The organism is Shewanella sp. CG12_big_fil_rev_8_21_14_0_65_47_15 (genome assembly GCF_002783505.1).
Classification (GTDB): domain Bacteria; phylum Pseudomonadota; class Gammaproteobacteria; order Enterobacterales; family Shewanellaceae; genus Shewanella.
Genome location: NZ_PFGL01000067.1, coordinates 79,417 through 98,495, shown reverse-complemented (window position 1 = coordinate 98,495; position 19,079 = coordinate 79,417). Strand labels below are relative to the sequence as shown.

Here is a 19,079-nt window from a genome sequence, read left to right as displayed (position 1 = left end):
GCAATGCCAAAACGTACAGATATAAAGAGTATTCTTATCCTAGGCGCCGGTCCGATTGTTATTGGTCAGGCATGTGAGTTTGATTATTCAGGCGCACAGGCGTGTAAAGCGCTGCGTGAAGAAGGCTACCGCGTCATTCTAGTGAACTCTAACCCTGCCACTATTATGACCGACCCTGAAATGGCCGATGCGACTTATATCGAGCCGATTCACTGGGAAGTGGTGCGTAACATTATCGCTAAGGAACGCCCAGACGCGATTCTGCCAACCATGGGCGGCCAAACCGCACTGAACTGTGCCCTAGAGCTTGAAGCTAAGGGCGTGCTGGCGGAATTTAACGTTGAAATGATCGGTGCGACCGCTGACGCGATTGATAAAGCAGAAGACCGTAGCCGTTTCGACAAAGCCATGAAGAGCATTGGCTTAGAGTGTCCACGCGCGGGCATCGCCCACAGCATGGAAGAAGCCTATGGCGTACTCGACCAAGTCGGTTTCCCTTGTATTATCCGTCCATCATTCACTATGGGTGGAACGGGTGGCGGTATCGCCTATAACAAGGAAGAGTTTGAAGAAATCTGTTCCCAAGGTCTCGATTTATCGCCAACCAAAGAACTGCTAATCGATGAGAGCTTAATCGGTTGGAAAGAGTACGAGATGGAAGTGGTCCGTGACCGCAACGACAACTGCATCATAGTCTGTTCTATCGAAAACTTCGATCCCATGGGCGTGCACACCGGCGACTCTATTACCGTTGCGCCAGCACAAACCCTGACCGACAAAGAATACCAATTGATGCGCAACGCCTCTATGGCGGTACTGCGTGAGATTGGCGTTGAAACGGGCGGTTCAAACGTACAGTTTGGTATTAATCCGCAAGATGGCCGTATGGTGATCATCGAGATGAACCCAAGGGTATCGCGCTCATCGGCATTGGCATCGAAGGCAACGGGGTTCCCGATTGCGAAAATCGCCGCTAAGTTAGCGGTCGGTTTTACCCTCGATGAGTTGATGAACGACATCACTGGCGGCCGCACGCCAGCGTCATTCGAGCCTGCTATCGATTACGTTGTGACTAAAGTACCGCGTTTTAACTTTGAAAAGTTCGCCGGTTCTAACGATCGTTTAACCACACAGATGAAATCCGTGGGCGAAGTGATGGCGATTGGACGTACTTTCCAAGAGTCACTGCAAAAAGCCTTGCGTGGTTTAGAAGTAAGCCGCCATGGTTTAGACCCTATCACTGACATGACTAAGCCTGAGGCTATGTCACGTATTCGCCTCGAGCTGAAAGAGCCAGGCTGTGACCGCATTTGGTACATTGCCGATGCGATGCGTGCTGGACTAAGCCTAGATGAGATCTTCCGTCTGACCAATATTGACCCTTGGTTCCTGGTACAAATTGAAGAACTTATCCAGCTCGAAGGCCAAGTGGCCGAAGTGGGTTTGGCGGGCTTAAACGAAGATTTACTGCGTAAGCTCAAGCGTAAAGGCTTTGCCGATGCGCGTCTGGCCGATGTATTAGGCGTGAGCGAAGCCGAAGTGCGTAAGCTGCGTGATAAGTTTGACCTGCACCCTGTCTACAAACGTGTGGATACCTGCGCGGCCGAGTTTGCGACTGATACGGCTTATATGTACTCAACCTATGAGGAAGAGTGCGAAGCCAACCCTTCAAACCGTGACAAAATCATGGTGTTAGGTGGTGGTCCAAACCGTATCGGTCAAGGTATTGAGTTCGATTATTGCTGCGTGCACGCGGCGTTAGCGCTACGTGAAGACGGCTATGAAACCATCATGGTGAACTGTAACCCTGAAACCGTTTCAACCGACTACGACACTTCAGACCGTCTGTACTTCGAGCCAGTCACACTGGAAGATGTACTAGAAATTGTCCGTATCGAAAAGCCAAAGGGTGTTATCGTGCAGTACGGTGGTCAAACTCCGCTGAAACTGGCCCGTGCCCTTGAGGCGGCGGGTGTGCCAATTATTGGTACTAGTCCGGATGCGATTGACCGCGCCGAAGACCGTGAACGTTTCCAACAGGCGATTCAACGCTTAGAGATGAAACAGCCCGAAAACGATACAGTTACGACCGTAGAAGGTGCAGTAATTGCCGCCGAGCGTATCGGTTATCCGTTAGTGGTGCGTCCATCCTACGTATTGGGTGGCCGCGCGATGGAAATCGTGTACGACCAACAGGACTTACTGCGTTACTTTAACGAAGCCGTGAGTGTATCGAACGCTTCGCCAGTACTGCTCGATCGCTTCTTAGATGATGCTATCGAAGTGGATATAGACGCAGTCTGTGATGGTGAAACTGTGGTTATCGGTGCCATTATGGAGCATATCGAGCAGGCGGGTGTGCACTCGGGTGACTCAGGTTGCTCACTGCCACCGTACACCTTAAGCCAAGAAATCCAAGATCGCATGCGCGTTCAAGTCGGCAAATTGGCGATGGAACTGGGTGTTATCGGTCTGATGAACGTACAATTTGCCGTGAAAGATAACGAAATCTACATGATTGAAGTTAACCCACGCGCCGCCCGTACCGTGCCATTCGTGTCGAAAGCGACCGGTGTGCCTTTAGCTAAGATTGCCGCGCGTGTGATGGCGGGTCAAAGCTTGAAGTCGCAAAACTTCACCAAAGAAGTGATCCCACCTTTCTACTCAGTGAAAGAAGTGGTATTGCCCTTTAACAAGTTCCCCGGTGTTGACCCACTGTTGGGCCCAGAAATGCGCTCTACCGGTGAAGTCATGGGCGTGGGCGATACCTTCGCCGAAGCCTATGCCAAGGCGCAGTTAGGTGCCACTTCTGAGGTGCCTAAATCGGGTCGTGCGTTATTGTCTGTGCGTAACAGCGATAAGAAACGCGTTGCCGATTTAGCCGCTAAGCTCATCGAGCTGGGTTACCAAATCGATGCGACCCACGGCACTGCGGTTATCCTCGGTGAAGCGGGTATCAACCCACGTTTAGTGAACAAGGTGCACGAAGGTCGTCCACACATTCTCGATCGCATCAAGAATGGTGAATACACTTATATCGTCAACACCACCGAAGGTCGCCAAGCGATTGAAGATTCTCGTCAATTGCGCCGCGGTGCACTGCGTTACAAGGTTAACTACACCACGACCATGAACGCCGCATTCGCCACCTGTATGGCCCATGCCGCCGATGACCGTACTAACGTGACGTCGGTACAAGAGCTACATCAGCGCGTGCTGGCTAAATAAGTTTTACTGTTAATGCATGTCAATAAAGCCGTATAACCTAGGTTATACGGCTTTATTATTTAGGCTGGTGTTTGTTTTATTGAGTTTTTCAGCTTGTTTTGAGTATGACTTAGCTCATTTTATTTCCCATTTAGGTTGCTTGAAAAACTATGTCTGCTCTAACCGATAGCCTTGCCAAAGTTGATACTTTTATTGCGCCGCCTTGCTTGGGGCAGATACGCGTGCTTTATCAAGATAGCGACATTCTGCTGATTGATAAGCCGAGCGGATTATTGAGTTTGTCGGGGAAGAATCCGCTGAATCTCGACTCAGTGCATTATCGGTTAGTGCAGGATTTCCCGACGGCCACTTTGCTGCATAGGCTCGATTTGGGCACTTCGGGTATCATGCTGGTGGCGCTGAATAAAAGCGTGAATGGCTTGCTGACCAAGCAGTTTCAGGCACGCACGGTCGAGAAGCGTTATACCGCCTTGCTCCACGGGCATGTCGCCGCTGACAGCGGGGTGATTAATTTGTCGATCGCTAAGGATATCGACCATTTTCCATTGCAGAAGATTTGCCATACAACAGGTAAACCTGCGATCAGCGAATATCGAGTGTTGGAGCGGTTAACTGAACCTTTTGCCACGCGGGTCGAGTTTACTCCGGTTTCTGGCCGCACCCATCAACTGCGGATCCACAGCCAGCAATTGGGCCACTCGATTCTGGGATGCGATCTCTATGGTGGCGTGGGTGAGAGCACGGCTGATAAAGCTGATGCAGCTGATCCAGACATGACTAAGAGAGTGAGTAACCGCAGATTAATGCTACATGCGACCCGTCTAGCCTTCGAGCATCCGATCACGGGTGAGCGTATCGATTGGATTTGCGACTGTCCTTTCTAAGTGCGGTCAGTCTTTACCCTTAGTTGGTTCGACCGATACGTTCGGTCTGCATTGGCGGCGCATCGTTGGGGAGCCAAGTATGGTAAATCGCTTTGAAAGTACCATCCGCTTTTATCGCTTCTAGGGCACTTTTCCACTGCTCGATCACTTCATTGGGCGTGCCTTGCGAGAAGGCAATGTACAGATGATTAGCGCTGATCGTGAACAGGGACTCGACCTCATCAATACTGGCGCCCGCACCCGACAAAATACTCGGCGCGGTGAGATTGGCATTACACCAGAGGTCTATGCGGTGTTTCATCAGCTGTTTTGCACTCAATAGCGGAGTCGATGAGGCGGCAATATTGCTAAAGCCATGTTCAATGAGTAATTGTTCCTCCACTGAGGCACGATAGACGCCAATGGCCTTCGCCCTTTTAGCATCATCTAGGGTAGTGATTTTGATGCCGCTATTTTTTAAGGCATAGAAATTAGTCGTGCCGACGGCAACGGGTCCTATCATAGTAAACATCTGCTCCCTTTCTGCCGTGCGCGTCATAGTAAACAACACAGTACTAGGTTGCTCGGTCAGCATTTTCCAGCCCCTAGCCCAAGGTACGACCCTGATAGGATCTTGATTTTTGATGCGCTGTTGAATTTCTTCTACGACCTGCACAGCTAAACCAGCGGGTTTACCATCGATGGAAAAACTGATCGGTGACCATTCTTCGGTATAGATGTTTAGCGGCTGTGCGCCTAGGGGAAATGCGCTGCAGAGAAAAATAGCGAGCAAAGTATCTGTGACAAATTTCATTAATAACCCTAAAAATTAGAATGTTACAATTGAGTCTCACAGCTTGCTCTCATGCTATTAAAGATGAGATGCCTTCGGCTATCAAGTAGAACTTCGGTTTATTTTTGTAAATTGAAATTATGGATTGGGTTTGTCCCCAGCAAAGAGCACGGGTATTGTGTTCTTCGGTGGGGAACCGTGGTTTAGATACAGCAGTGGTTTAGAATTTGAACACTGTGGACTTTATACCCGATACACATCACGCATAAGATTATCTAGGCAATGGACAACGCGCATACTGGCGTCTTCCATGAGGTGCAGTTGTTTCACCATCTCAGGCAGATGACCTTTTTGCCTTGCATTGAGCGCCGCTTTACCCGCTTCGTGTACCGCCTTATGTGGTGTATCTAAGGCCTTGAAGTTACTCAAATGCTGATAATGCTCAGCCCCAAATCCGTTGAAATACCAATGCCCTAAGCGGCACTCTGTATGTGAGTTTACATCGTGGTTATGTTTCGGTTTTTCAATCAGTTGATATACGTTGCTCTTCCAAACCGCATGGTCGAGTTTAGTGGTATTTAAGAAAGAGGCGGTGGCAGCGTTATGGATAACCTGCTGCATTTGCTTTGAGCGCTGTAATACATCTTCAACCACTTGGCCGATTTGGGTGGATGATGAGGCGACATCCATGGCACTGCTCTGATTATTATGAACAATCTCTTTAATACTGGTTGCTTGAGCGACGATTTGCTTTACCAATTTTTCAATTTGACTGCTGGCTTCATGGGCTTTACTCGCCAGTTGGCGCACTTCATCGGCGACCACGGCAAAGCCCCGTCCCGCTTCGCCCGCACGGGCGGCTTCGATGGCGGCATTCAGTGCTAGAAGGTTCGTTTGCTCTGAAATGCCTTGAATTGCCGCGACAAACTGGTTGATCGATGAGGTTGTCGTATCTAGTTCGGTCACGGCCTTCATGCTGCTCATGGCCTGTTCATTAATATAGGTCGCCCTATTGCCTAAGCTCACGATGGCGACACGGGTCTGATCGAAAATTTTATCGAGTTCGGACAGTGAATCTTGTTCGGCGGTGAGCAATTCGGCACTGTTAGCTAGACCATCGCGCACCGCATGTAACATCTCTCCACCTTGGTTTTGGCAGGCAATCACTTCATTAAAAAGATCGGTATTTTGGCGCGATTGCTGCTGCATGGTTTCGTTTTCACGCACCATAGCTTTAAGTTCATCAATTTCGATTTGATATCTACGCTGCTGCTCGGCGAGTTGCTGCTTGAGTATGTTATTTTCCGTTTTGAGCTTGGAATTAAACCACATAAAAACCTCTAAACCTTTGTTAGTATCGTTATGGCTACTGCTTGTTGAATGGCTGTGGATTTACGAATGTTAAGGATAGGTAAAAATTAATCTTGCTACTGAAATATTACCCTATCCCTGGGGTTTATTCTTATATATTTTGTGGTTATTAGCCGATTGAGTGGGAAGCACAGCTAAGGCATTAGGCCGTGCTCCCCATTTTGATATCTAAGGCATAGGTAAATCGAGCACCAGTGTTGCAATGCTAAAGTAAACCAGCACACCTATGATATCGGCGATGGAGGTGATGAGTGGTGCACTCGCCGCCGCAGGATCCATCTTTAACTTGCTCAGCAGGAAGGGCAGAGACATACCAATCAAGCTGCCAATGATCACCACGATTTGCATAGTGAGCGCGACAACCAGTGCGATTTCAGGGCCGCCACGCCAAAATCCTAGCAAGGACACTGCCGCCGCCATGCTGGCACCTAATAATCCGGCGACAAATAACTCTCGCCCTAGCATAGATAACCAGTCCTTGAGTACCACTTCTCCGGTGGCCAAACCGCGTACCATTAAGGTCGCCGATTGTGAGCCCGCATTACCGCCGCTATCAATAAGTAGCGGTAGGAAGAAGACCAAGGACACATAACTGGCGATGGTATCTTCGAAAAACGCGATACCCGCTCCAGAGAAGATATTGCCAAAGACTAAAATCACCAGCCAGACCACGCGCTTACGGTAGAGTAAGCCTATGCTGGCGGTCTTAAGGTTATGGTCGATATTGCCTATGGCCGCGGTTTTTGTGAACTCAAGATCCGCCTGTGAGCTGGCGATATCCATAGCATCATCATAGGTGACGATACCGACAAGCTGGCCTTTGCCATTGACTACGGGCAGCGCCATCAAGTCGTAATGGGCGATCATCTGCACCGCCTCTTCGCGAAAGGCATTGGCATCGAGGGCGACGGGATCGGGTTTCATAAAATCGACCACTCGCTCGTGGGGCTGCGCCAGTAATAGCTGCCTTAAAGACACAGTTCCTATTAAGCGGCCTAACATGTCCACCACATAGGTTTGATAAATGGTTTCCTTATCGGCGGCCTCTGTGCGTAGGGTATCGATGGCTTCTGCCGCAGTATGGCGGCTATTGAGCAAGGTGTAATCCGAGGTCATGACAGCGCCAACCTTCGCCTTATCATAGGCGGCGAGGGTGCGCATATCTTCCCGTTTGGCCAAGGCGAGCGCAGGTAAAATGGCCGCTTGCTGGGTTTCATCGAGCAGATTATAAAGGTCGGCACGTTCATCGGCCGCCATATGCACCAGTAGCGCTGAAAGCGTGGTTTTATCTAGCTGCTGAACTAAGCTCGCCTGCAATTCGTCGGTCAGGTAGCGGAACAGATTGGCGCAAACCTTAGGCGAGGCCAGTTGCAACAATAGGACTTGCTGAGCTTGGTTAAAGACGTTAAATACGGCTGCAATATCGGCAGGATGGCGCTTTTCGGCTAATTCAGCCATGGCGCTGGCACTGCGTTGCTCGATAATCATTCGCAGGTTATGGATGATTTTTTTGGTGTTGTTTGTGCTGTTATTCATGTTCATAGCTCATTCTCTCAACGATCTAGTGACCAAAGTAAAAGGTGATGTCTGCGCCAAGTTGCAGCGCGTTGCCACGAAGGGCATTGCCTAGGTTCAATTCGAGCTGTAGCTGTCGTTGCGGCGTGTGTTGATAGGCGAACTGATAGGCAGTCTCGCTCAACTCTTTTTGATAAAGCTCGGCTATCAGGCGATGCTGACTACTGAGTTCATAGGCCGCCGCGATACCCGCAAGTAATTGGGTCGATTGAGTAAACCCATGGGTGAAACCTAGGTTGGCATACAGGCTGACATCGGAATCGCCTAAGGTTTTGCCCACAATGCCGAAGGCTTCGGTGGCAAACCCGTTGCTTATCTCGAGGTTTTTCTGCACATTGATCACCACTGCGCTGTGCCAATCATCCTGCTGCTCTGAATCCGAACCTGAACCCGAGTGGGAGTTTAAGTTGAGCGGTAGCTTGATACCGACTTCAGCCTGCTCTTCACGAATATCGTTATTGGCATTAGACACTAATCCTAAATGCCATTCCCATTGATTGCGGCTGCAAGTGGTGGCCGCGTTTAATTGTGGGCGAGCATGATCCGATCTAGGTTGTTGCCAGCCCATTTCTAATTCACAGCGATCCGCGAGGGCGGGATCATCCACTTCGAGATGGGATGCCGCCGCACTCATGCTGTAGTACAAGCTGATACTTGCACAGGATAGAGACCGCAAAATTGCTGTGTTGTTTATGTAAGCCATATTTAGGCTCCTCAGATGTAAACCCTTAGGTGTTAATCCATAGGGAAAACGAAGTCCACTGAGGCAAAAAACGTGCTTTGAGATGCAAAAAATACCCATAACTGAACCCCAGCGAATATGCTGGAATGGCGAAAGCGCAGCCATAGGCTCAGGCTTTATGGTTTGTATTTGATATTTGGGGGAGGCGGAGTGAAGAATGGTTCACGCTACTACCCTGCTTAGCAGGTAGCAGCAAAAAATTGCGGGCTAGTGCTAGGCGTTAAATCCTGTCTTTTGGACAGGGCGTCTACTGTCGCTTATGTGTGTGCCCACAGTGGGTCTCCGCAATGATTAAAAGTCGCCATCATTTTAATGGGCAAAAAGTGAAAGTCAACCGCACAAGTCGTTACCTATGTTTTTGTTTGGATTTATATTTTAAATAAAAGTTAGCTCTTGAGTTATGTTGGAGTTAGTGTGAATTTATTACGACTGTTGATGAGTTTTTGTGCACGCAAAGGTTGTCGGTATGTTTTTTAAACTGAGCTTTGCTGATAAGCCATAGGGAGCATAAACATCCACCGCCGCATTCAGATTTGGAGGTATTAAGCTGTGACATATGATATCAATGCCCTAGGGCCAATGACGACAACTGTTCCCCATACTAGGGTGGGCAATATTAAGATCGCCAGTATCAATCTATTTAACTTTATTGAGCCGCCTTTGGCCTACTACGATTTTGAAAACATCTATAGCCATGGTCAGTGGCAGAAAAAGTGCCAATGGCTGAGTGAGTTTCTCGGCCATCGTCAGCCCGATATTGTCGGATTTCAAGAAGTGTTTAGTCCTGAGCCGCTGAAACGTATCGTCAGCGAGCAAGGGTTAGTACATTTTGCTATCGTCGATGCGCCTACCCTTATCAGTGATTACATTTATCGTAGCCCTGTGGTCGCACTGGCTTCCCGTTATCCCATAGTAGAAATCAGCAGTGTCGAACCTGATGCGCGCTTAGTGGCGGCGATGGGATTATCGAGTGAATTTGCCTTTAGCCGTAAGGTGCTGCGCGCAACCATTGAGGTGCCGCAAATAGGTTTGTGCGATCACTATGTGGTGCACTTTAAATCAAAACGCGCGGGATTAGCCATCGAGCCTAAGCTATCTGAACCTAAACTATTTGAACATCAGCCATTTGAAAATCAGCCCCTTGCTTTAGATAACTCGGCGCCCGCAGCGAGCATAAAACTGCATTCAGAAACCCAATTACTCACAGAGCAAGCTTTGGGGCGCTGGGCATCCACCATGCAGCGCGGCGCAGAAGCAGCGTTATTATTCAATGGCATATTGGTGCGCAGGCAAGCATCTAAACATCCCGTTATTGTGATGGGTGACTTTAATGACAGCCTGACGATGGGCGCCTTAGATGCGCTAACGATTCAGGGTGAGAGCCTTCACAGTAATGACATTAAAGCCGCGGGCCTTGGGCATTTATCGGATGTGGCGTTAGCTGCGGTGTTTGCTCAGTATCAGCTTAAGGATGCCTATGAGTTATTTATGGAAGCGAACTTGAGGGACAGTTTGACGGGCAATACCGCTTACCATAGGGAGCACAGAGCGGCGACCCATTACTATGGCCCTAAAGGTTCTGTGCTGGATTATATTTTGCTTTCGAGTGAGTTCGATGCGAGCCATGGCCGCAGCTTAGCCCAAGTGGTGGATTATCAAACCTGCGACAGGCACTTGGTCAGACCCGAATATGAGCGCGATGCCTACAGCACTGACCATGCGCCTGTGATTGTTGAGCTAGCGCTACGTAGCTAAGTTTTATGCTTCAGTTAAGCGAGCTAAATCAAGCAACATAAACTCACTCAAGCGGACTCGATCGTACTTTAAATCACATTAGCGTTCACTCACATAAACCCCGTTGAGATTAAGCGATATCGCGGATAAGCCCCATTTGAAACCAAGCTTGCAGTGCCTGCAGCACTTGCATCGGCGCCTGCGCGTCGCTAAAAAATGCCAACATCATTTCGCATTGCTCGGCAAAGGTGGCACCGCCGATAAATCCTAGCAGCAAGGCGAGTTGATATTCTGACAGGGAAATAAACTCAGTTAATCGGCTTTCGCCGCGCCAAAGTAACCAAGCTCGTTTACCTTGATAATCGGGACTGGGCGGTGATGCTTGCTGTTTTAATGCTTGCCAAGTTTCCACTGCATTACTGTTGCATTGAAATAGCTGTACGCTGGGATGAAAGCGCAGTTGACAACCCGGCCATTGCTCGGCAGGCAGTGCTTGCAGGCGCGCAAAAGTGGCGCGTTCGGTATCAAAAGCATCGAAGGCATTTAATAAACTCCGCTCGAAGCGGGCAATATCGGCAATGATCGGATACTGACTAAAAAATGCATCTTGGGTTAAATAGTCGGGCAGGGCATCGGCAAAACTGCGCAGTGAGGTAAACGCCGATGGCTGACTGGCAATATAACCTTTGGCCATGCGTTCAAAGAGTTCATCACCCAGATAGATGCCCAGCATTTCGTGGTCGGTTTCGAGGGTTTCGGTTAAACGAATGCGATAGGCATTGGCATAAATCTGCATCCGGATATCGGCATTGATGCCGCCTTGCTCGGCAATCTTATCTTTGAAGGTTTGCGTGGTTTGCGCAAGTGTGGGCGGCGTATCGACCGCCGCACTCGCCAGCAGATAATCCATAAATGCGTGTTGCAGTTGCTGAAGTTGGCTCATACGATAACCTTTCCTTCCTGCATGTTCTTTCTACCTTTGGCGGCGTTGAGTGGATGTGTCTCACCTAAGGTATCGCGGGCGATATTTCTGGCAATGGCAAGTTCGGCTTCGAGGGCGGAAAACGCGGGGATATTGGCGTCGCGTTCTATCATAGTGCTGATGCCGCCAAAACGTTTCAGTGCAGCGCGGTAGAGATCCCACACGCTGCTCGGTACATCATGGTCGTGGGTGTCTATCACATAGTCGCCATAGTCGCTGTGTCCGGCGAGGTGGAATTGCTGCACCCGTTTGGGATTGATTTTATTCAAGTAGTCCAACGGATTGAAATTATGATTGCGGGCACTGACGTAAATATTATTGATATCTAACAAGATTAAACAGTCAGCGGTCTCGGCAACGGCATTAACGAACTCCCATTCGTCCATGCTGGAATCTTGGTATGACAAATAGCTAGACACGTTTTCCATCAAAATGCGGCGACCTAAAAAGTCTTGGACGGTTTTAATCCGTTGCGCTACATGTTTAACGGTTTCTTCGGTATAGGGTAGAGGCAGGAGATCGTGGCTGTTCACCCCGTGAATTGAGGTCCAGCAGATATGGTCAGAAATCCATTGGGGCTGCACATCGTTGGCGAGCTGTTTTAAGGCTTTAAGGTAATCCATATTGAGCGGATCGGTACTGCCAATCGACAGGGAAACGCCGTGCATGACTAAGGGATAACGCTCGCCAATTTCCTTGAGGTAATAGCGGGGTTTACCGCCGGCGACCATGTAATTTTCCGAGAGCACTTCAAACCAATCGATATCGGGCTCGGTATTGAGCACGGCATCGAAATGCTGCGTCCTAAGACCTAAGCCAAAACCTAATGGTGCTTGGGTGATGACATCTTGCGCCACAATGACTCCTTATCCTTAAGTTTTCTATTGTCTGGGGGAAAAGGGTGATAAACGTGACCAGCATTAAACTGGTCACGATTTTTAATCGGCATATTGGGGTTTAAGCGCCTGTTTTGCCGCCGATATCACCGCAGGATTTTGCCGGTGCTGCGACAAAACCACTGCCTTTACAGCTGGCGTGGCCCGCACAAGCGTTGTCGGCGGTTTTACAATCGTTATGGCCTTTGCAGGTGTTAACGCCATAGCAGTGAACTAGCTCGGCGTTAGCAATTTTGCCCACCCAATCATCGGCGACTTTACCGCCGACATCACCACAGCTTTTTGATGGCATAGCCACAAAACCACTGCCTTTGCAGCTGGCGTGTCCGGCGCAGGCGTTATCGGCGGTTTTGCAATCGTTATGGCCTTTACAGGTATTCACACCATAACAATGCACGAGATCGGTACTGTCGGCACCAGCCATAGGTTCGGCGGCATTGGCATAACCCGCCATGCTTGCCATCGCCATCGCGAGTGCGGCGCCAGTCAGTGCAGTTTGTGTTTTCTTATTCATGATCTATTCCTTTTGAGTGTGACTGCTAATGAGTAATCTTGATTTGGTTGCTTTGATAACGACTGCTATAAATCGACGACTTATAAAGCATTGACTAATAAACACAGGAATAAGCCTAGTTGTTATCGAGCAATTCGCTTGAATATCTTGTGCGCTGGCTAAACGAGCCCTTCGAATGCGCTGTGCTTTTTCCTGTTGCGTTAATGAGACCCGCACTCAGGCCAATATCTTTCAACTTAAGTTAAAATGATGTTGTAAAAATCGAGGCCAGCGCGATGTAGCGAGCCGGGGAATTGCCTAATTGATGGAAAAATGGCGTCTCTTGCGCAGGTTTAGTGGCGTAAATAAGGTATGATCGGTAACCCGTGGATGATGACGAATAAGTGCTGCGGTGCGTTCGGTACTCGCACTCGAGTGACATTGGGTATATCATCCGTTTCCCATTTTTAGACTGCCGCCTTTTAACGGCGGCACTATTTTACAGGCAGACTATTTTACAGGCAGACTATGGCTATCAGAATCAAACTTAAACCCGGCCGCGAGAAGTCGCTCGAGCGTCGCCATCCTTGGGTATTTTCCAATGCGATTCATAACATTAAGGGAAAACCTGAAGCGGGTGAGACAGTCGATGTGGTTGCCCATGATGGTCATTGGTTAGGTCGTGGTGCTTGGTCGCCAGAATCGCAAATCCAAGTGCGGATTTGGACCTTCGATCGCGAAGAAGAAATCGATCGCGCGTTTTTTGCCAGACGTTTACAACGGGCGCAAATCGGCCGTAACGATCTGATCCGCGAGCAAGGTTTAACGGGTTATCGTTTAGTGGCCGCCGAGTCCGATGGTTTACCTGGGATCACAATCGATAAATACGCCAATGTGTTGGTGTGTCAGTTACTGAGCACTGGTGCGGATTTATGGCGCAATACCTTAGTCGAGCTATTGGCCGAGCAATATCCTGATTGCGCTATCTATGAGCGCTCCGATGTGGATTCCCGCAAGAAAGAAGGCCTTTTGCCTGTGACGGGTTTACTGCACGGCACTCTGCCTGAAATGCCGGTGATTATCGAAGAAAACGGCATCAAGATCGCCGTCGATGTGATTAAGGGCCATAAGACAGGTTTCTATCTCGATCAACGGGATAACCGCGCCATCGCCGCCCGATTTGTGAAGGATAAGTCGGTACTGAACTGTTTCTGCTACACAGGCACCTTTGGTCTGTACGCCGCGAAAGCTGGCGCGGCCAGTATCGAAAACGTCGATGTGTCTTCTTTAGCCTTAGCGACGGCGCGCCAAAACATGCAAGTGAACGGTTTGAGTGATGACAATGTGCATTACAACGAAGCCGATGTGTTCAAGTTGCTGCGCCAATACCGTGATGAAGGCAAGACCTTCGACGTGATTGTGCTCGATCCGCCTAAGTTTGCCGATAACAAGGCGCAGTTAAATGGCGCCTGCCGTGGTTATAAAGACATCAATATGATTGCATTGCAGTTATTGAATCCGGGCGGGGTGTTATTGACCTTCTCTTGCTCGGGATTAATGCCTGCGGATCTGTTCCAAAAAATCGTGGCCGATGCGGCGCTGGATGCGAAACGCGAAATTCAGTTTATCGAACGCTTAAGCCAAGCGAGCGATCACCCAATCGGTAGCGCCTTCCCTGAAGGATTCTACTTAAAAGGTTTAGTCGCAAGAGCTTGGTAAGCCAAGCGAGTTGTTTTTATTCGCTTGGTTCTGCTTTAGTCCGCTTTAGTCTCAAAAGAATTGCACCATAAAAAATGCCAGCCCTTGAATAAAGTGGCTGGCATTTTTATCGCGTATTTTTACCGTGTTTTTACATCTGCAGCCTTGTGACTGCGATGGGAGTGTTAACGCTTAACTTATTCGGCTTTAAAGGTTTTCACGCCATCAGGGGTGCCAACGAGTAACACATCTGCGCCGCGTTTAGCGAACAGACCGTTAGTGACAACGCCGACTATCTCATTGATCTGACTTTCTAATTCTTTTGGATTAAGGATCTTAAGATTGTACACATCGAGGATCACGTTGCCGTTATCTGTCACTACGCCTTCACGGTACACGGGATCGCCACCCAGCTTAACGAGTTGACGCGCCACATAGGAGCGCGCCATAGGAATGACTTCAACGGGCAGTGGAAATTCCCCTAGGATGTCGACTTGCTTAGTGTTGTCGACGATGCAAACAAACTTTTCAGCCACAGCCGCGACAATTTTCTCACGGGTTAGTGCTGCGCCGCCGCCTTTGATCATGTCCATATGGCCGTTGATTTCATCGGCACCGTCCACATAGACAGATAAACGATCGACGCTGTTTAAGTCATAAACGGGAATACCCAGCGCCTTCATTTTCTGAGTTGATGCCTCAGAGCTAGAGACGGCGCCTTCGATATCGGCTTTCATGGTCGCCAGTGCATCAATAAAGTGATTCACAGTCGAACCTGTACCGACACCGACAATACTGTCTCTTTCAACGTACTTAAGTGCGGCCCAGCCGGCGGCTTTTTTCATTTCATCTTGAGTCATGTTGATATCCTGTTAAGGCAAATGAGTAAAAAATTCTGGGCTTAGTATACTCTTTTCCGATAAATAATGTGGCGCAATTCCGTCTTAGCTGTGATCTAGATTGCAGGCTGGTCAATATCAGTCAGCGGCTCCAATAACCTAAGCAACTGAAGTAGTTAAGTTGGAAAGCATTTCACTGTACGCATTCAATCTAACTAAGTTACTATGGCAAAAGCAGAATGGTTTATAGATGATTTGTAGAGGGATTTAGCATGGCTGGCGCAAGTTTATTGACTTTACTCGATGATATTGCATCCATTTTGGATGATGTTGCGGTAATGAGTAAGGTGGCGGCGAAGAAGACTGCTGGGGTGTTAGGTGACGATTTAGCCCTCAATGCTCAGCAAGTGACGGGGGTGAATGCTGACCGTGAATTACCCGTCATTTGGGCCGTGGCCTTAGGTTCATTCCGTAATAAATGCATTTTAGTGCCAGCGGCGATGTTGATCAGTGCGTTTATTCCCTGGGCCGTGACGCCACTATTAATGTTTGGTGGTCTGTTTTTATGTTACGAAGGGTTTGAAAAACTGCACCACAGCTATCGCCATAGAAAAGATCAACCACATGAGAGTCACCAAATTCAGCAGCCAGAAATCACCGACTGGGTTGCCTTTGAGGCCGAAAAAATCAAGGGGGCGATCCGCACCGATTTTGTATTATCGGCGGAAATTATTGCGATTACCTTAGGGATAGTGGCGGACAAATCCCTGTCGACACAGTTTCTCACCTTAGCCGCTATCGGCATAGTGATGACCATAGGCGTGTATGGTTTAGTCGCCGCCATTGTGAAGATGGACGATGCTGGGTTGTATTTAAGCCAGCGCCAAGGTCAATCAGCCCTAACGCAATTTAACCGTAAACTCGGATTTGGCCTATTAAGCGCCGCGCCCCTATTGATGAGAAGCTTAACCATTATCGGCACCGCGGCCATGTTTATGGTGGGCGGCGGGATTTTAACCCATGGCCTGCATATAGTTAGCGAGCAAATTCACCATGCGGAACAAGCCGTTGAGGCGATGAGTTTTGTTGGACCTGTGCTTGCCGTGCTGACACCCAGTGTGCTCAATGGCCTATTTGGCATTATTGCTGGCGCCGTTGCCCTTGCCGTGATGACAGGAATACAGAAACTGCGCAGTTAGCCGGACATATCGACAATCGAGGATTGACTGAACAAGGAAGGGCGATATGAAGTTAATGAAGTACTGTATCTCCCCGAGTAAGTTGGCTTGGTTACGCAAAGAGTTGGGAACAGATGCCAACTGACTGATCGCGGCAATGGATGCTGCGGGTACGGCTTATCTCGATAACCTCAATGCCGTGACCGAGCTACAAGTGGAAGATGTGGTCGTAGCCGATGTTGAAAGCACTTGCAAGACTAAGACTCTGCAGCCAGCGCAGCGTCAGTTGGCGTATTTGTGGTTACAACAGCGGATTGCCTTAGCGACCCGTACCGATGAGACTGAACTGGCGGCATTGACAGCCTTTGAATTGCAACCGCTTCACATCGAGGTGGTTCAACCATCTGAATTATATTCTGTTTTGGCGCGATTACAGACTGAGCGAGTCTTAGGTTTTGATACTGAAACCCGTGCTAGCTTTGAGCGCGGTGTGCATCATCCCTTGAGCCTTATCCAAATCGCTACGGCGGACGCTTGCTATCTATTTCAACATGCCATTCTAGGTGAGCAATTTGCGCAGGTAAAAACCTTGTTAGAAGATGAAAGCATACTCAAAGTCGGAGTCGGCTTACGCGGTGATATGCGGGCGCTTAAGCGGCAATGGGATATTCATGTGGCCTCAACATTAGATTTAAACTGGGCACTGGCACAACTTGGGGCCGATAAGGAGATGGGGACGCGCCAGTTAGTTGCGGCGCTTTTGGGTGTTCGTATCGACAAATCTCAGAAACTCACCCTATCGAATTGGCAGCAGGTGCCTTTATCTGATGCTCAAATCCATTATGCCGCCGCCGATGCCTTGGCGGCACTCAAGTGTTTCAATGCGTTAATCAGCAAGCTGACCCCCTTTTATCATGCATCGAGTGCCACAAAAGCCGCGCCGTTAATCCCTTTGAGTCTCATGGTGCCATTGGCTGAATATTTTAAGGATGTCGAATGAAGTGCAGAACCCAAGATGACGTAGCAGCTAAAATCGCGCCCTTATACTTAGATGCGAGTGTCAGATGCGAACGTGCAGGGCACTAGCACTTTAGGCTTGATTTACCCTGTGCTTGGCATCTTGCTTCTGTTAAGTGTTGTCACTCTTGGGGTTAATGCTTGGGCATAGACAGCGGTATTGCCAGTAGTCGAAAATAAAGGAGAACACTATGTTAGATGCTATTTGTGAACTCGACACCGAGGATCATTTAACTGCGAGAACGACTTATAGTGTTTTTAAGTTTCAACAGTTGCCAGATGAAGATATCGAGCGTTTGCGGCAATGGTTAATTTGCCCCGCGTGCGGCGGTAAAGCGTATTTCCGTAAAGCTTCAAAGGATGGCAAAGCCGCTTGTTTCGGCTCCAGATATCACCAAGCCGATTGCATTGAATTTAAACCTTCGGCGCAGAAATCCCGTGAAGAACAAGATGCCATCGAAGTGCAGCAACAGCTGGTGGATGCCGATGCGTTAATGATTGATTTTAGCCGCAAACCCCGCCGCCATTCTCCCGCAAACAAAGCGTCAAGCGCGCCATCTGCAAATAAAACAGCGCCAACGCTTAAGTCATCTGCTATATCTCAGTCGTCACCAGTACCTGTTGCACCGTCAATGGATGGTCAAGTGCAAGAGTCGAAAACAGACTATCAAGTTAGCACTGCTACGCACACAACCGATAAACGGGTGCCAAGCCAGGGGCTCGAAAAGTTACTGCACAGTTTATTGCGTGGAACCGATCTGGCGAAATCAGATCTCTGGGTATACACAGACAGTGAGCGCAAATACCGTTGGCGGGCGAAGAATTTGTTCGTCAACTTCGCCGATGCCGACCCGCTCGATAACAAACCCCATATGTATTGGGGCACTATCTCCCACACAGACTCGACGATGAGCTGGCTTAATCCCGCCGACAGTAAAGATATCGGCATTCCTATCGATGGGATAAAACAGCCATTATTGGCGCAATTTGAAATAGAAGATAAACGGGATCTTGAAGGTGCGGGATTGATTTTATTTGGTAAATGTTTTTGGAATAAAGAAAGGACCCGCAAAATTATTCAGCTATGGAATAACGATTTACAGCGGATTTTTATCTCAAAGCTAGAGGATTAGCTTTGGGGAAAGAAACTAAAATGGGGGAGAAAAGGGGCGATTCCCGACGCACAAAAGCGTCTCAGCAAAAGTCCCTATCTATTTTATTACTTATAACGCTGATTAACGCGCTTACTTGCCGCAGCACTTCTTGAATTTTTGACCGCTACCACAGGCACAAGGCTCGTTACGATTTGGTTTTTTCTCGAACGTTGTAGTTTTAGGTTTATTCAATAAACCTTCTAATTCAAGGATATCTTCAGCAACGTCGGCATTGACTTCGATATTAGCGAACAGTTGATGCTCGGCAACAATCGCCTCTACTTCGAGTTTACGCGCTTCGCTATTCACTACGAGTTCCAGCGGTGAGGCTTCGGTGCCCGGCTTAGTCACGCGCTTAGTGTTGTAACCATAACTTTCATGTTTTGGCTTAGGCGTGCGGCGGCCTTTAAAGAAAAATTTGTCTGACATTTTGGTTCCGTCGAGCAGTGTATGAAATTGACGATGCTTATACTATAAAACGCCGATTTTATAAATCGAACTCAGATATTTTTTCGA

Annotated in this window: 15 protein-coding genes and 1 pseudogene; 7 read left to right on the top strand and 9 right to left on the bottom strand. The window is 48.7% G+C overall.

Going from position 1 to position 19,079, the window contains the following annotated elements; all coding sequences use genetic code 11:
- Positions 1-3 precede the first annotated feature (3 nt).
- Complete coding sequence (carB, locus tag COW15_RS19530; RefSeq protein WP_293635219.1) at positions 4-3,228, top strand: carbamoyl-phosphate synthase large subunit; 3,225 nt, start codon at positions 4-6, stop codon at positions 3,226-3,228.
- 149 nt (positions 3,229-3,377) lie between these two features.
- On the top strand, positions 3,378-4,112 hold the full coding sequence (locus COW15_RS19525; protein ID WP_293635217.1) for an RluA family pseudouridine synthase: 735 nt from the start codon (positions 3,378-3,380) through the stop codon (positions 4,110-4,112).
- A gap of 19 nt (positions 4,113-4,131) precedes the next feature.
- Here COW15_RS19525 and COW15_RS19520 read toward each other — a convergent pair whose 3' ends face one another.
- From COW15_RS19520 to COW15_RS19505, 4 genes are all read right to left on the bottom strand, one after another.
- Positions 4,132-4,905, bottom strand: a complete 774-nt coding sequence (locus tag COW15_RS19520; protein ID WP_293635215.1) for an ABC transporter substrate-binding protein — start codon at positions 4,903-4,905, stop codon at positions 4,132-4,134.
- A gap of 222 nt (positions 4,906-5,127) precedes the next feature.
- On the bottom strand, positions 5,128-6,216 hold the full coding sequence (locus COW15_RS19515) for a methyl-accepting chemotaxis protein (protein ID WP_293635213.1): 1,089 nt from the start codon (positions 6,214-6,216) through the stop codon (positions 5,128-5,130).
- A gap of 207 nt (positions 6,217-6,423) precedes the next feature.
- Complete coding sequence (gene mgtE, locus COW15_RS19510; RefSeq protein WP_293635211.1) at positions 6,424-7,797, bottom strand: magnesium transporter; 1,374 nt, start codon at positions 7,795-7,797, stop codon at positions 6,424-6,426.
- A gap of 19 nt (positions 7,798-7,816) precedes the next feature.
- A complete protein-coding gene (locus COW15_RS19505) occupies positions 7,817-8,533 on the bottom strand; it encodes a hypothetical protein (protein WP_293635209.1) in 717 nt (238 codons plus the stop codon).
- A gap of 618 nt (positions 8,534-9,151) precedes the next feature.
- Between COW15_RS19505 and COW15_RS19500 the strand changes: the two genes are divergently transcribed.
- Positions 9,152-10,327 carry an endonuclease/exonuclease/phosphatase family protein gene (locus tag COW15_RS19500; protein WP_293635249.1) on the top strand — a complete coding sequence of 392 codons (1,176 nt, stop codon included), beginning with the start codon at positions 9,152-9,154 and terminating at the stop codon, positions 10,325-10,327.
- Between the two features lie 109 nt (positions 10,328-10,436).
- Here the strand turns inward: COW15_RS19500 and COW15_RS19495 are convergent, their stop codons facing one another.
- The 3 genes from COW15_RS19495 to COW15_RS19485 all read right to left on the bottom strand — a co-directional run bounded on the left by COW15_RS19495 (position 10,437) and on the right by COW15_RS19485 (position 12,698).
- Entirely contained in the window at positions 10,437-11,249 is an 813-nt protein-coding gene (locus tag COW15_RS19495; protein ID WP_293635207.1) for a DNA-binding domain-containing protein, read from the bottom strand.
- On the bottom strand, positions 11,246-12,145 hold the full coding sequence (locus COW15_RS19490; protein ID WP_293635205.1) for a DUF692 domain-containing protein: 900 nt from the start codon (positions 12,143-12,145) through the stop codon (positions 11,246-11,248). The genes COW15_RS19495 and COW15_RS19490 overlap by 4 nt, the downstream gene beginning before the upstream one ends.
- Positions 12,146-12,245: 100 nt before the next feature.
- Positions 12,246-12,698, bottom strand: coding sequence for a hypothetical protein (locus COW15_RS19485; protein ID WP_293635203.1), 453 nt, complete (start codon positions 12,696-12,698; stop codon positions 12,246-12,248).
- A 507-nt stretch (positions 12,699-13,205) separates the two neighbouring features.
- On the opposite strand from COW15_RS19485, the gene COW15_RS19480 reads away from it, so the two are divergent.
- On the top strand, positions 13,206-14,396 hold the full coding sequence (locus COW15_RS19480) for a class I SAM-dependent methyltransferase (RefSeq protein ID WP_293635201.1): 1,191 nt from the start codon (positions 13,206-13,208) through the stop codon (positions 14,394-14,396).
- A 176-nt stretch (positions 14,397-14,572) separates the two neighbouring features.
- Here COW15_RS19480 and rpiA read toward each other — a convergent pair whose 3' ends face one another.
- The gene (gene rpiA / locus COW15_RS19475) at positions 14,573-15,235 is read right to left on the bottom strand and encodes a ribose-5-phosphate isomerase RpiA (protein WP_293635199.1); all 663 of its coding nucleotides are present in this window, start codon (positions 15,233-15,235) and stop codon (positions 14,573-14,575) included.
- Between the two features lie 251 nt (positions 15,236-15,486).
- On the opposite strand from rpiA, the gene COW15_RS19470 reads away from it, so the two are divergent.
- From COW15_RS19470 to COW15_RS19460, 3 genes and pseudogenes are all read left to right on the top strand, one after another.
- Positions 15,487-16,413: a DUF808 domain-containing protein gene (locus COW15_RS19470; protein ID WP_293635197.1), complete on the top strand. Its 927-nt coding sequence runs from the start codon at positions 15,487-15,489 to the stop codon at positions 16,411-16,413.
- Between the two features lie 46 nt (positions 16,414-16,459).
- Positions 16,460-17,392, top strand: a pseudogene (locus COW15_RS19465) (3'-5' exonuclease).
- Positions 17,393-17,600: 208 nt separating this feature from the next.
- Positions 17,601-18,542 (top strand): hypothetical protein, encoded by a 942-nt coding sequence (locus tag COW15_RS19460; protein ID WP_293635195.1) that lies wholly within the window; start codon positions 17,601-17,603, stop codon positions 18,540-18,542.
- A 111-nt stretch (positions 18,543-18,653) separates the two neighbouring features.
- On the opposite strand, the gene COW15_RS19455 is transcribed toward COW15_RS19460, so the two are convergent.
- Positions 18,654-18,992, bottom strand: coding sequence for a PBPRA1643 family SWIM/SEC-C metal-binding motif protein (locus tag COW15_RS19455; protein WP_293635193.1), 339 nt, complete (start codon positions 18,990-18,992; stop codon positions 18,654-18,656).
- Positions 18,993-19,079: the final 87 nt, after the last annotated feature.